Source organism: Chloroflexota bacterium (genome assembly GCA_014360805.1).
Lineage (GTDB): Bacteria > Chloroflexota > Anaerolineae > DTLA01 > DTLA01 > DTLA01.
In genome coordinates this window covers 1-13,418 of the sequence record JACIWU010000079.1, presented here as the reverse complement: position 1 = coordinate 13,418, position 13,418 = coordinate 1, and the positions used below count along the sequence as shown (strand labels likewise).

At 64.8% G+C, this 13,418-nt stretch carries 11 protein-coding genes; 1 reads left to right on the top strand and 10 read right to left on the bottom strand.

Going from position 1 to position 13,418, the window contains the following annotated elements; translation table 11 throughout:
* Positions 1-177: 177 nt before the first annotated feature.
* The gene (locus H5T65_11775) at positions 178-1,152 is read left to right on the top strand and encodes an integron integrase (protein MBC7259913.1); all 975 of its coding nucleotides are present in this window, start codon (positions 178-180) and stop codon (positions 1,150-1,152) included.
* A 67-nt stretch (positions 1,153-1,219) separates the two neighbouring features.
* Here H5T65_11775 and H5T65_11770 read toward each other — a convergent pair whose 3' ends face one another.
* The 10 genes from H5T65_11770 to H5T65_11725 all read right to left on the bottom strand — a co-directional run.
* The gene (locus H5T65_11770; protein ID MBC7259912.1) at positions 1,220-2,194 is read right to left on the bottom strand and encodes a ribose-phosphate pyrophosphokinase; all 975 of its coding nucleotides are present in this window, start codon (positions 2,192-2,194) and stop codon (positions 1,220-1,222) included.
* 2 nt (positions 2,195-2,196) lie between these two features.
* On the bottom strand, positions 2,197-2,550 hold the full coding sequence (locus H5T65_11765; GenBank protein ID MBC7259911.1) for a hypothetical protein: 354 nt from the start codon (positions 2,548-2,550) through the stop codon (positions 2,197-2,199).
* Positions 2,551-2,575: 25 nt separating this feature from the next.
* Entirely contained in the window at positions 2,576-4,123 is a 1,548-nt protein-coding gene (locus H5T65_11760) for a glycosyltransferase family 39 protein (protein MBC7259910.1), read from the bottom strand.
* A gap of 23 nt (positions 4,124-4,146) precedes the next feature.
* Positions 4,147-5,898 carry a methionine--tRNA ligase gene (metG, locus tag H5T65_11755; protein MBC7259909.1) on the bottom strand — a complete coding sequence of 584 codons (1,752 nt, stop codon included), beginning with the start codon at positions 5,896-5,898 and terminating at the stop codon, positions 4,147-4,149.
* A gap of 69 nt (positions 5,899-5,967) precedes the next feature.
* On the bottom strand, positions 5,968-6,783 hold the full coding sequence (locus tag H5T65_11750; protein MBC7259908.1) for a glycosyltransferase family 2 protein: 816 nt from the start codon (positions 6,781-6,783) through the stop codon (positions 5,968-5,970).
* Entirely contained in the window at positions 6,780-7,748 is a 969-nt protein-coding gene (locus H5T65_11745) for a glycosyltransferase family 2 protein (protein ID MBC7259907.1), read from the bottom strand. Before H5T65_11745 ends, H5T65_11750 begins: the two co-directional genes overlap by 4 nt.
* Before the next feature lie 263 nt (positions 7,749-8,011).
* A complete protein-coding gene (rfbD, locus tag H5T65_11740; GenBank protein ID MBC7259906.1) occupies positions 8,012-8,842 on the bottom strand; it encodes a dTDP-4-dehydrorhamnose reductase in 831 nt (276 codons plus the stop codon).
* A gap of 29 nt (positions 8,843-8,871) precedes the next feature.
* Positions 8,872-10,617 carry an alkaline phosphatase family protein gene (locus H5T65_11735; protein MBC7259905.1) on the bottom strand — a complete coding sequence of 582 codons (1,746 nt, stop codon included), beginning with the start codon at positions 10,615-10,617 and terminating at the stop codon, positions 8,872-8,874.
* A 46-nt stretch (positions 10,618-10,663) separates the two neighbouring features.
* A complete protein-coding gene (locus H5T65_11730; GenBank protein ID MBC7259904.1) occupies positions 10,664-12,862 on the bottom strand; it encodes a UvrD-helicase domain-containing protein in 2,199 nt (732 codons plus the stop codon).
* A gap of 144 nt (positions 12,863-13,006) precedes the next feature.
* The coding region (locus tag H5T65_11725; protein ID MBC7259903.1) for a polysaccharide biosynthesis C-terminal domain-containing protein at positions 13,007-13,418 on the bottom strand (412 nt) is incomplete at its 5' end.

Here is a 13,418-nt window from a genome sequence, read left to right as displayed (position 1 = left end):
TATTATGCTGCAATTTGTTATACGGAAAAATCTCCGTATAATATACCCAGAGAACCTTGCTATGCGGCAGAATCGCCGCATGTGCAGACCCAGAATCTCCTGTATACCACGCGTAGGATAGCCTTGTGTGCATATTCTAGCACACGTTCCTGGCAAAGTCAAGGGGGTTATGAATACATGAACGATCTGCCGCCGCGAAAACCCAAGAAACTCCTAGATCAGTTACGCGACGCCCTACGCCTGAAGCACTACTCCTACAGCACCGAGAAAACCTACGTCCACTGGGTTACCCGCTACATCCTCTTCCACAACAAGCGCCATCCACGCGAAATGGGCGCTCCCGAGATTGAGGCGTTCTTGACCCACCTCGCCACGCACGAGAACGTTTCTGCATCTACGCAGAACCAAGCCCTGGCCGCGCTGTTGTTCCTCTATCGCAATGTGCTCAACATAGATGTGGAGACGCCGATCCGCGTGCTACGCGCCAAACGCCCCAAACGGTTGCCCACCGTTTTGTCAAAGGACGAGGTGATGCGGGTTCTCTCCTTCATGCGGGGGACACATCTCCTGATGGCAAAACTACTTTACGGCTCTGGGATCCGCCTGATGGAATGCCACCGCTTGCGCGTCAAGGACATTGACTTTGACAATCACCAGATCATCGTAAGGGATGGGAAGGGGGAAAAGGACCGCGTAACCTTGCTCCCCGCATCTTTGGTGGAACCGCTAGAAGCCCAATTGATGTACGTGAAACACTTGCACGAGCAGGACCTAGCGCGGGGATATGGCTCGGTAGAGTTGCCTTTCGCCCTCGCCCGCAAGTATCCCAACGCGGACAAGGAACTAGCCTGGCAGTATGTCTTTCCCTCCGTGAGCCTGTCCAGAGATCCACGCACGGGGATTGTGCGACGCCATCATCTGGATCCCAGCGGGTTGCAGCGCGCTGTCCGGCAGGCAGCCAGACGCGCAGGCATCGCCAAACCCGTTGGACCGCACACATTCCGCCACTCTTTCGCCACACATCTGCTCGAAAACGGCTACGACATCCGCACGGTGCAGGAACTACTAGGCCACAAAGATGTCAAGACGACAATGATTTACACCCACGTCCTCAACAAGGGCCCGAAGGCCGTCCGCAGCCCGCTGGACTGATGGCGGGTCGTGCTTCTTCCGCGGCGAAGCCGCCGTCTGGGCCGGGCGAGCGGCGCGGCCGGCCCCGCTAGTACTCAAACAGCGTGGTCATGGATTGCCCCGTGTGGATGCGGTGAATCGCCTCGGCAAACAGCGGCGCCACCGACAGCACCTGCATGTCCTTGATTCGCTTCTCCGGGGGAATGGGCACGGTGTTCGTCGTTACAATCTCGTAAATCTCGGGCGTGGCCAGCAGTCGCGGGATGGCGGGGCCGGAAAACACCCCATGCGTGCAGCACAGGCTCACCTCGCGCACGTCCATCTCCCGCAGCCGCGCCACTGCCTCTACCACCGACCCCGCCGTCGCCACCTCGTCGTCAAACAGGATAGCCCGCTTGCCCCGCACGTCGCCGATGATGGTCTCAATGTGCACGGTCTCGTCGGTCAGGCGCTTCTTGGTCCCTGCGGCCACGGCAACTCCCAGGTTCCGCGCGAAGGCGAAGGCCCGCTTCGCGTGTCCCATGTCGGGCGCCACCACCACGGTGTCGGATAAATCCCGCTTGCGGTAGTAGGTGGCCAGCACGGGGTGCGCCGTCAGGTGATCCACAGGCATCTGGAAGAACCCGTGCACCTGCGGCGAGTGCAGCGTCATCGTGAGGACACGATTCGCCCCTGCCGTGTGGATGAGGTCGGCGATGAGTTTGGCCGCGATGGAGATGCGCGGCTCATCTTTCTTGTCCGAGCGGCTGTACGAGTAGTAGGGGAGCACCGCCGTAACGCGCCCCGCCGAGGCGCTTCGGGCCGCGTCCAGCAGCAGGAGCAACTCCACCAGGTTGTCGCTCACCGGATACGTGAGGGGCTGGATGATGAACACATCCTTCTCGCGCACGCTGTCCTGCAACTGCACGTAGAGGTTGTCGTTGCTGAACTTGCGGGTAACCGACGGCGACAGCGGTATGCCCAGGTGTTCGCAGATTTCCAGCGCCAACGCCCGATGCGCCTGGCCGCTGAAGACGCAGATTTCCTTGCGATCATCTTTGATGTCATCTTGAATGCGTGGCATGGTTACGAAAACTCTCCTGAATCCTGACGTTGGGCCGTTTCAGCCCAGTATTCTTGTTCTGTGAGGAACGACCCGCCCGAGATTTCGCGTCGCAGCGGATTGCGCCGCCAGTCAAAGGTCAGGCGCACCTCCACAGGCGCGTGGCATCGCCCGCTCCCGATGAGGACCTTGCGCGTGGTGTACACCGTATCCTCGCGCCTTTCGCCGAACTCGGCGCTCAACTCGTTGCGCAGGTCCACGCGCGCCTTCAGCGGCTCGCCGCACTTGTCGCACCGCGCGTACACCCAGTAGATCATCGGGTCGGCCACGCCCTTGCCGCCCGTCAAGATGTTCAGCACCCGCTCCCAAAAGCCCATCTCCGCACCCCTGCCGGAACCCCGGCTACCCTGTGAAGTATGGAACAATATACCCGAAAAGGCAAATGAAGTCCAGCGCCACGAACAGCACGTAGGCGGCCACGTGCCATATCCAGGCCCGCGCGGGGCCAAGCCGCCACACCGCGATATACCCCAGCGCCGACAGGCCCAACAGCAGCGACAGCGTCTTGAACGCGCGCCCCGTGAACACGACCATCGCCAGGCTGGCGGCGATGCCCAACGCGCTCAGGAGGGCCAGAAGGCGCGCCCGCGTGGGGCGAAACGTCTCTCGCAGGCCCAGCGCCATCCCCAGGGCGATGGCGGGCATGGCGGGAAACAGGTAGCGCCCCTGGTGCTGCACGAACTGCGCGTTGTACCACAGGTAGGCCGCGCCCGTGAGTCCCAACCACAGCCCCAGGAACCCCAGCGCCTTCCACTGGAACCCCGACAGCATCCCGCGATTGGCCGCCGCCCGCAGCAGGAACAGGCACAGCCCCGCGAGCGCCAGTAACGACACCACCGCCAGCGCCTGGTAGATGCGCTGATCCACCAGGACGCCCATCCAGCCGAACTGCGCCCAGAAACTGCGGAACGTCGTTACGGCGAATTCGCGCGCCAGGCCGCCCCAGCCCAGTCGGCCCAGCCAGTCCGCCGTGGTCGGTTGCCCCAGCACGATAGCACCGTGCCGCTCCAGCCCCAGGATGTCCAGCCCCCCGTACACCGCGGCGTTGCGGATGTACCACGGCAGGTTCAGCGCCAGCGCCGGGCCGAAGACGGCCAGCGCGCGCGCCCCCGCCACGCGCCTTTGCCGCCGCGGGGCCAGCGCCACCGCCGCAAGCGCCAGCGGGATCGCCACATACGCGGACGACTTGGTTAGCATCGCCAGGCCCATGACCACGCCCGCCCGCGCCCATGCCCACAACGAGGCGGCTCTGCCCCCGCGCCATGCCCCAAGCAGCAGGAGCACCGTCCAGAGCAGCAGGAGATTGGCCAGGCCGTCGTTGTTCACCGCCGCCGTCATGGCCACATGCATCGGGACGGTCGCGGCCAGGCCCGTCGCCAGCAGCGCCAGCAGCCCATCCTCCGGGAAAATGAGCCGCGCCAGCCGATAGCAGAGCGCAAGCGAGGCCGCGCCGAACACCACCGACAGGAGCCGCAACGCCAGCACCTGCGCCCCCAGGGGCCACCCACAATCGCTCGGCGCGCCCAGGGCCGCGATCACGCCCTGCACCTGCGCGGACAGGGGGGCGCTTCCCGCCAGGCCGTACACAGGCGCAGCGATGAGGTAGTACAGCGGCGGCTGGTGAAACTCGTAGCGGATGGGGTCTATGGGCATGTCCGGCGGGAAGCGCCGCGCCTTGATGTCCTCCAGGTAGGCGTGCGGATAGTCGCCCATCTGGAGCACCGGCGGTTGGCCCTCATCCCAAATGTGGCGGATGTAGTTGAAGTGGGCGGGTTCGTCCGGATTCTGCCACAGGGGAGTGCGCAGGGCGTACAGGCCCGCCGTCAGCACGTAAACCGTCAGGATGACGGCGAGCCCCAGGCTTCGGACATCCCCCCTGGGTGAGTTCAACGCCAACCCTCCCGACTCCGACGCTAGGCCCCACCGGACATGCGCGCCAGTTCCTGCTCCACGATGGAGTCGTCCAGTTTGCTGAATAGCGGCTTGGGCGGCGGCAACTTCTGCCCGGGCGGCAGGCGGCTCGGCTCCCACCGCGCCGCCAGCGCGCTCCCGTCGTAGCGCAGCACCAGGTGCGAGCGCGTCGCCTCTTGCACCACCTCGGTGTACTGCCTGCCGAAGATGTCGGTCTCGTAGCCCAGGAGTTTGTGTAGCCGCTGGGACGAAAACGGCAAGAAGGGCGCCAGCAGCACCTTCAGGTCGTTGATCACGCACAGGCAGGTGTAAATCGTCGTGGCGGCGGCGCGGCGGTCCTCCTTGATCTGGAACCACGGCGCTTTGGCGTCCAGGTAGCGGTTGGCCTCGTGGGCCACGGCCATGATCTCCGTGATGGCGGCCTTGAACTTACACCCCTCCAGCAGGTCGCCCGCCGTCTGGAACGCGCCATCGGCCCGCGCCAGGATTGCGGCGTCGGCCTCGCCCAGTTCGCCCGGCTCGGGCACGCGGCCCTCAAAGTTCCGCTGGGCGAAGGACAGAGTGCGGTGCACCAGGTTGCCGTAGGTGGCCACCAACTCGTCGTTGGTTCGGCGCACGTATTCGCCCCACGAGAAGTTCGTGTCCCGCGTCTCCGGCATGTTGATGGACAGGATGTAGCGCAGCGTGTCGGGGTCGTAGCGCGACAGGAAATCCAGCACCTCTATGACCCACCGTCGGCTCTTGCTGAGTGTCTTCTCCTCCAGCGTCAGGTACTCGTTGGCGGGCACGTCGTAAGGCAGGTTCAGGTTGCCGTAGCCGATGAGCATCCCAGGCCAGATGACGGTGTGGAAGGGGATGTTGTCCTTGCCGATGAAGTAGTAACTGCGCGTGCCCGTGTCCTGCCACCAATCGCGCCAGCGTTCCGGCTCGCCGATGAGTTTGGCCCACTCTTTCGTGGCGGCCAAGTAGCCGATGACGGCATCAAACCAGACGTAGATGCGCTTGTCCTCAAACCCCTCCACGGGCACGGGTATCCCCCATGGGATGTCGCGGGTGATGGGCCGCCCCCGCAGTTCGGGGTCGTTCAGCATGTTCAGGGTGAACTGGAGCACGTTGGGCCGCCAATGCTCCTTGCCGTCCTGGAGCCATTCCAGCAGCCGCGGGCGCAGTTTGGGCAGATCCAGGAAGAAATGCTCGGTCTGCCGAATGCGGGGTCGGTGGCCGCAGAAGCGGCAGCGCGGCTCCAGGAGTTCAATGGCGTCCAGCGTGCGCCCGCACTTGTCGCACTGATCGCCACGGGCGCTGGGGTTGCCGCAATGCGGGCACGTCCCCTCCACGTAGCGGTCGGGCAGGTACTTCTTGCAGTGATCGCAGTACAGCGCGTCCATCACGTCGCGGTAGATATATCCGTTGCGCAGGAGCGTCAGGAACACGTCCTGGGTAACCGCCCAATGGTTTTCGGTGTCGGTCTCCGTGTACAGGTCAAACGAGACCCCCAGTTTCAGGTAGGCCTCAATGTCGCGCGGATGGTAGCGATCCACCACCTCACGCGGGGTGATGCCTTCCTCCTCGGCGCGCACCGTGATGGGCGTGCCGTGGGTGTCGCTGCCGGATACCATCAGCACCTCGCGCCCCCGCAACCGCTGGTAGCGCGCGAAGATGTCGCAAGGGATATACGCGCCGGCCAGATGCCCCAAATGCAAGTCCCCGTTGACATACGGCCAGGCCACGCAGATGTGAATTCGCTCGGTCATTGCTCGTCTTCTCCTCCCCTACACAGACGTTTCTACCGGACAATATGCCGACTGGCGGCCTTCTTTCGGTCAATCGCGCGCGTCGGGGGGTGGCCCCCCCATCTGCCCCTTGGCCGCCACCGGCCGGCGATACCGCCCGCGCCAGTCGTTCAGCCGAATGCGCACCACATCCTGGAACATGCGGATGGATTCCCGCAGGGGGTGCACCTTGCTGCTCTCGCCGTAGTGCCACTCCACGGGCACGTCCCTGACCTTGTAGCCGTACTTGACGGCGAGATACAGCACCTCCACGTCAAAGCCGGTCAGCGCGCTGCCCTTCGCGGGCTTGGCATCCTCGCCGTACAGGCGCAGGCGGCGGAACAGGTCATGCGCGGCCTCGCGGGTGAACAGTTTGAAGCCGCACTGCGTGTCCTGGAACTGCCGCAGGGCGATGAGCCGCACGACGAAATTGAAGACGCGCCCCATGAAGTGGCGGTACCTTGGCTCGCCGACGCGCCGTGCTCCCAGCCCCTCGCGCGAGCCGATGACGACATCGTACCCCGCGTCCATGGCCGCGAACAGTTTCGGCAATTCTTCCAGCGGTGTGGGCAGGTCGGCGTCGGTGAACAGCACCCGCTTGCCCGTGGCCGCCAGCATCCCCGTGCGCACGGTGTAGGCCTTGCCGCGGTGGTCGTTCTCAATCAGCCGCAGGCGCGGGTGTCGGCCCATGAACTGCCGCACCGCCGCCGCCGTGCCGTCGGTGCTCCCGTCGTCCACGACGATGATCTCCGTCTCGTAGGGTTGGGCCTGCGCGAACGCCAGCACCTTCTCCAGATTTGACGGGAGCCGCTTCTCCTCATTGTAAGCGGGGATCACGATGGTCAAATAGGCTTCCTGAGAACTCATGCCGTCTCCTGTTTGCGCACGGGCGTGAGCACCGCCTCCAAATCCTGGAGCGAGACCTTGCGCATGCGCTGCACCTGGCGTCGTTTGCGCAGTGCCAGCGGGATGCGCGCGATGCCCGCGAGGATGCCCCGCAGGCGCGCCCGCGCCGCCTCGCCGCGCCAGGCCCGCAGCGCCTCTCGCGCCACCCGCCACTGCGCTCGGATAATATCTTTCCAGTGCTTCTTCAGCAAATCGGCGGGGTAGTCCTTTGCGATGACGTAGATGGTGTTGCGGCCCGTGTAGAAACTGGCGATCTTCCCGCCGCCCGTCGCGCTCAGCCGATGGTAGATGACCGCCCTGGGCGCGAAGACGCACCGATGCCCCGCCAACTGCGCCCGCCAGGCCATGTCCACATCCTCGCAGTACATGAACAAGTCCTCATCAAACAGCCCGATTTCGTCAAGCAGCGAGCGACGGTACGCCGCCGCGCCGCCGCACGGGCCGAACACCCAGATATCGTCATCGTACTGGCCTGAATCTTCCTCCCACACGCCGCGATTGCCGGGGATGCCGTCGGTGCGGTAGAAGTCGCCCGCCGAATGAATCACGTTGCGTCGGTCAAACAGGCGCATCTTGGTGGCGGCCATGCCGGCTTCGGGGTGAGCATCCAGCGCCGCGACCAGTTCCCGCAGCCAGTTCGGGTCGGCCTCGGTGTCGTTGTTGAACAGCACGATGATCTCGCCGCGCGCCTCGCGGATGCCCGCGTTCACCCCTCCGGTCAGGCCGCGGTTCTCGTCCAGCCGAATCAGCCGCACCTCCGGATACTCGCGCTGCATCAATTCCACCGACTCGTCCGTGGAGGCGTTGTCCACGACGATGGTCTCAAAATCGGTGTAGGTCTGCCGGCGCAGGCTGTCCAGGCACGTTACCAGGTAGCGCGCCCCGTTCCAGTTTGGGATGATGACCGATACCCTCGGATCGGACAAGTGCTCCCTCACCAGGCGATTTCACCGCGGAGACGCCGCGAGAACAGAGCCTTTGCTCGCCTTTCTCTGCGCGCTCCGCGCCTAGTAGGTCGGGTTTCCATACCCGACCGTCGGGTTTCCACACCCGACGCGGCCCAAGCGCCGGCGGCTATGGATAGCCGCCCTACGTGCTCGTAGGTCGGGTTCCCATACCCGACCATCGGGTTTGCATACCCGACGCGGCCCAACCGCCGGCGGCTATGGATAGCCGCCCTACGCGCTCGCTATCCCGTGAAATAGTCCGCGAGCGCCTGCTCCCACGGGCGCAGCGTGATGCCCAGCGCCGCCCCGCAGAAGTTGCGCAGCGGGGCGTAGCACGGCGGGTTGGAGGCCCGTTTCCATTCCGACGCATGGATGGGCTTCACCGGCACGTGGCCGCGCCCCGCCAACTCCAGAATGCGCACCGCCCACTCGTAGCGCGAGCAGACGCCCTCGTTCACGAAATGATACACCCCGTAGTGGTGCGTGCGAATGAGTTTCACGATGGCCTCCGCCAGGTCCGGCGCGTAGGTGGGCGAGCCGAACTCGTCGCTCACCACGTTCAGCGCCCCGCGCTCGTCCGCCGCCCGGATGATCTTCGCGACGAAGTTGTTGCCGCCCCGCGCGTACAGCCACGCCGTGCGCACGATGTAGTAGCGGTGCAGGAACCGCTGGACGCACTGCTCGCCCGCCCATTTCGTCCGCCCGTAGGTGTTGATGGGGTTGGGCGCGTCAAACTCCAGATAGGGGGCATCCTTCGTCCCGTCAAACACTTCGTTGGTGCTGATGTATACCATCTCCGCGCCGCATTCCAGGCACGCCAGCGCCACATTGTGCGTGCCCAGGGCGTTCACGCGGTAGGCGGTATCGGGGTCGGTCTCGCAGGCGTCCACGTTGGTAAAGGCCCCCGCATGAATCACCACATCCGGCGCGAACTCCACGATGGCCCGACGGATCGAGGCCGCATCGGTGATGTCGTAGTCGGGCAGGTCTGCACCGCACAGAATCTCGCCCTCAAGGAGCGGCACCAGACTGCGCCCCAGTTGTCCGTTACACCCTGTGATGAAAACCCGCATCAAAACCTGTCTCCACAACGCGCATGGAATTATGCCTTACGGCGCTGGGTCAGCCATAGGCGCACCTTCGGCCCCGCCTTCCAGATGAGGCGAGGCAGCGCGCCGTTCAGCACCAGCGTAATCACCGGCAGCACCAGGCCGATGGCCGCCACAAGTACCCATTGGATCATGGCCACAAACTGCAAGAACCCCACGGCGAAATCGGGCAGATGCCACGTGATGGTGAACCCGTTGTACAGATACGCCACCGCCAACTGGATGCCGATGAGATACAGCGTCAGGAACACAAACCCGTAAGTGGCGCTCGCAATGTTCAGCCAGGACCGCTCCTTTTCCACCCACAGGCGCGCCGCAACGATGAGTGCGCCGACGCCAAGCCCCAGAGCCGTGCCCTTGAGCGTGTCCATCAGGAAAGGATCCAGGCCGGTGATCGTGCTGAGCGAATACACGTTCCCCGAACGGATGAAGTTGGCGTGATAGACCGCCAGCGCCACCAGCGCCGCAAACGCCAGGAAGACAACCCGCACGCTCCGCTTGCGGTACACCAGGTACAGCGGCAGGATTACGGCGAGGACCGCGAAGACACGCCGGTAGGCACGCTCGGCCAGCAGGCGGCGCTCGGTGGCGATCTCCATCTCCGAGTCCACCTGGTCAATGGCATAGAGCGCCAGTTGGGCCGCGCTTTCGTAGTTACGCACCTCAATGGAACTTTGGGCCACAGCCGCATCGCCCGGAGCCACGTCGCTCAGCGCCCCTTGCTCGATGCTGTCCAGGTACAGGTTACCCAGGGCGATGCGCTGGTGGGCCATGGAGACCAGTTTCTCGGTCTTTTGCTCCACGGTAAGGTCCAGGGCGTCCAGCAGGATATGCCCCTGGCTGGCCGAGGGCGGAGCCGCGCCGAGCAGCGCCGCAATGGTCGGCGCCACGTCGGTCTGCTCTATGTCCCCCAGGTCGCCCGGCACGATGCCCTTGCCCACCATCACAAAAGGCTCCTTGAGCACGACAGCATCGTGCCCTCCGTGGCCGCCCCGCTTGATGTGCCCGTGGTCCGAGACGACGACGAGCACGCTTTCCTCAAGGTCCAGAGCCGCCGCAATCTGCTGGATCATCCCGTCCACCGCGTAGGCCGCTTGGCGGTACTCGGCGCTCTCGCCGCCGTACAGGTGGCCCGTGTGGTCTACCTGATCCAGGTGCACCAGCAGCAGGTTGGGGCGAACGGTTGTCAGGAACTCCAGCGCCTTGGCCAGGACGGCGCGGTCGGCGGCGTCATCCTCACCCTCCACGTAGAAGCCGTCTTGCAGCAGGTCTTGGGGAACCAACTTCTCCCACCAGATGAAGCCGGTGATGGCGCTGGTCATGCCGGCGCGGCGCACGGCCGCGAAGAGGTGGTCTACCCCGATGGGCTTCATGTCCTCGTATTCCGCGTTGAGGGGCGGGGAGCCGTTGATGTCGGGCCACGCGCCGGTAACCAGCGTTGTCCACGAGGGCTGCGAATACGAGGGCGGCTTGCTGTGCATCACCGCGTAAGTGCCCTTCTGTCGCAGGCCGTTCAGGAAGGGCATCTCCAGCGATGTGTCGTAACGCAGGCCGTCCACGATGACGTACACCACTTGTTGCACCACGGGGCTTGTGGACGCCGCTTCCGGAAGCGCGCCTTTGAGCGGCGAGCGGAATCCCTCAAACGAACCCTGGAAGCGCATCATCACGAAATAGCCCAGGAGCACCAGGAGCGGCAACAGAACCATGCTCAGGATGACTCCACCTCGTCGTCGCATTCCTAACCTCCGTGGGGCTTTTGGGTATTATACCTGTTTTCCGCTTTCAGCGCACCTTCTCCAGTTTCGCGAGGCGCGCCAGAAGTTCCTTGACACCACTAGATGGAAAGGCCACGGTAACCTGCTCGTCGTCGGAGACGATCCGGGATTCAATCACAGTCCCCACGCCGAACTTGGGGTGCACGACCTTGTCGCCCGGGGCGAAGGTCGGCGCGGACGGCGGCGCAGGGCGCTGGTCGTGGCGCGGGGCCTGGGTAACAGTGCGGAAGCGCACGCTGGATGCCGACACGGCAGGGCGCGTGGGCCACGTCCTGCGCTCGCCACCCGTCAGGTGGCGCGGAATATCGCGAAGGAAGCGCGACTTCTGCGAGGGCGCGCTCCGCCCGTACGACGCGCGGCGAAACGCATGCATCAGATACAGGTGGTCTTTGGCCCGCGTCATGCCCACGTAGAACAGCCGCCGCTCCTCCTCCAACTCCTCAGGCGACCCCGAAGAGCGCGAATGCGGCAGGATGCCCTCTTCCAGGCCGATGATGAACACCACCGGAAACTCCAGCCCTTTGGCCATGTGGAGCGTGAGCAGCACGGGCACATCGGGCTGCTCGCCCAGTTCGTCCACGTCGGCCACCAGCGACACCTCCTGCAGGAACACGCCCAGCGAGTTCTCCATGCCGGCGTACTGGCTGGCGACGTTCAGCAGTTCCATCACGTTGTCCCAGCGGTCGCGCCCCTCCTCTGTACCGTCGTTGAGATAGGCCTGGTAGTCAGTTCGCTCCAGCACAAGTTGAAGGATGGATGCGACATCCAGCGCCTTGCTCTCTTCCACCAGGCTCTCCCACAGGGCCTGGAAAGCCAGGAGCGGCTTCACGGCGCGCGCCGACAGGGGATGCGCCATCGGTTCGTCCCCCTGTTCCGCCTGGCGCAGGCGGTGGAGCGCCTCCCAGACCGAGATGCCCTGCTCGCCCGCCCAGGCGAACAGCGCCTCCACTGTCTGCGCCCCCAGCCCCCGAGGTGGCACATTGATCACGCGGCCCAGGCTCGCCGAGTCCGCCGGGTTGTACACGATACGCAGATAGGCCAGCGCGTCCTTGATCTCGCGCCTCTGGTAGAATCGCGTCGCCCCCACCAGTTTGTAGCGCATCCCCGCCCGCACGAATGCCTCTTCCACCGCGCGGGATTGGGCATTCGTGCGGTACATCACCGCGCAGTCGCCGGGCCGGAAGCCCTCTTCCCCCACCAGCCGCTGAATCTCCCGCACCACGTACTGGCCTTCTTCCTGCTCGTCGTAAACCTCGTGCACGACGAGCGGCGTCCCCCTGCCCCGATCCGTAACCAGACGCTTGGGCGTGCGGCGGAGGTTTTGGGAAATCACGGCGTTGGCGGCATCCAGAATCGTCTGCGTGGAGCGGTAGTTCCGTTCCAGGAGGATGGTGGGGGCTTCGGGGAAGTCCTCGCGGAACCGCTGGATGTTGCGAAAGTCGGCGCCCCGCCACGAGTAGATGGACTGATCCTCGTCGGCGACCACGAACAGATTGCGGTGCTGTGCCGCCAGTTGCTTCAGCAGCACGTACTGCGCCGCGTTGGTGTCCTGGAACTCGTCCACCAGGACATACCGGTACCAGCGACGGTACCGCTCCAGAACGTCCGGAAACTGCTGCCACAGGGCCACCGTGTTCGTCAGCAGGTCGTCAAAATCCATGGCGTTGCTTTCCTTGAGGGCCTGCTGGTAGCGCCGATAGATGCGCGCGATCATCTCTTCCCTGTAGGAATTGGACACGAACTCATCCGGGCCGATGAGGTCGTTCTTGGCCTTGGAGATGACAGACAGGACGGCGCCGGGGCGATACACCTTGTCGTCCAGGTTCATCTCCTTGAGGATGCGCTTGACGACCGCCTGCTGGTCGTCCTCGTCGTAGATGGTGTAGGAAGGGGCGAAGCCGAGGAGCGCGCCTTCCCGCCGCAGGATGCGGGCGCAGGTGGCATGGAACGTGCCGATGGTGAGCGCCTCGCACTCGGCGCCGAGAAGGTGCGACAGGCGCGCCTTCATCTCGCGCGCGGCCTTGTTCGTGAACGTAACGGCCAGGATGTTCCCGGCCCGCACGCCGATTTCGCGCACCAGGTACGCCACCCGATGGGTGAGGACGCGGGTCTTGCCGCTGCCCGGCCCTGCCAGCACCAGCGCCGGCCCCTCGGCGCAAGTTACCGCTTGCCTCTGTTGTGGGTTCAAGCCTTCCAGTACGTCCATGCCCTCTCCGTGGTGTGCACAGTGCTCCCATTGTAGCACCCAGGCCGAGATTTTCCAAAGCACCGCTCTTGGGGCAGAAAAACATCCGCGCGAGGGAGTATCCCACACAGAGGCACCAAGGGCACAGAGGGTTTCTCCGTGCCTTTACCCCTTTGTGTCTTTGTGCCCTTGTGTGCGAAGAGCGTCGCGGCGGTTGGCGAGGAATCGCATCACGTAGCCCCGCTCGTCGGCGGTGGGGAAGCGCGCCAGCCACAGCAGGGCCGGGAACGCCGCGAGCAGCGCCAGCCGCGCCGCCGCCCGCAACCCCAGCGGCGCCGGCCCCAGCACCACCGCCGACGCCGCCCAGGTCGCCGCGCCCATCGCCACCATCAGGGCCACCCGCCGCCCCTCCCACGGGATGGGATACACGCGCTGGCCCGCCACGAACGTGATCACGGCCAGCAGGGCGTAGGCGGCGACCTTGCTCCACGCGGCGGCATCTATCCCCCAACGCGGGATGAGCGCCACGTTCAGCGCGATGTTGAGCGCAGCCGCCGAGCCGATTTCGTCTTCAGGT

Bases quoted from the DNA above. Each gene is read 5' to 3' on its own strand.
- H5T65_11730 (MBC7259904.1), bottom strand. From the start codon at position 12,862: ATGGACGTACTGGAAGGCTTGAACCCACAACAGAGGCAAGCGGTAACT.
- H5T65_11735 (MBC7259905.1), bottom strand. From the start codon at position 10,617: ATGCGACGACGAGGTGGAGTCATCCTGAGCATGGTTCTGTTGCCGCTC.
- metG (MBC7259909.1), bottom strand. From the start codon at position 5,898: ATGACCGAGCGAATTCACATCTGCGTGGCCTGGCCGTATGTCAACGGG.
- H5T65_11775 (MBC7259913.1), top strand. From the start codon at position 178: ATGAACGATCTGCCGCCGCGAAAACCCAAGAAACTCCTAGATCAGTTA.
- rfbD (MBC7259906.1), bottom strand. From the start codon at position 8,842: ATGCGGGTTTTCATCACAGGGTGTAACGGACAACTGGGGCGCAGTCTG.
- H5T65_11750 (MBC7259908.1), bottom strand. From the start codon at position 6,783: ATGAGTTCTCAGGAAGCCTATTTGACCATCGTGATCCCCGCTTACAAT.
- H5T65_11765 (MBC7259911.1), bottom strand. From the start codon at position 2,550: ATGGGCTTTTGGGAGCGGGTGCTGAACATCTTGACGGGCGGCAAGGGC.
- H5T65_11770 (MBC7259912.1), bottom strand. From the start codon at position 2,194: ATGCCACGCATTCAAGATGACATCAAAGATGATCGCAAGGAAATCTGC.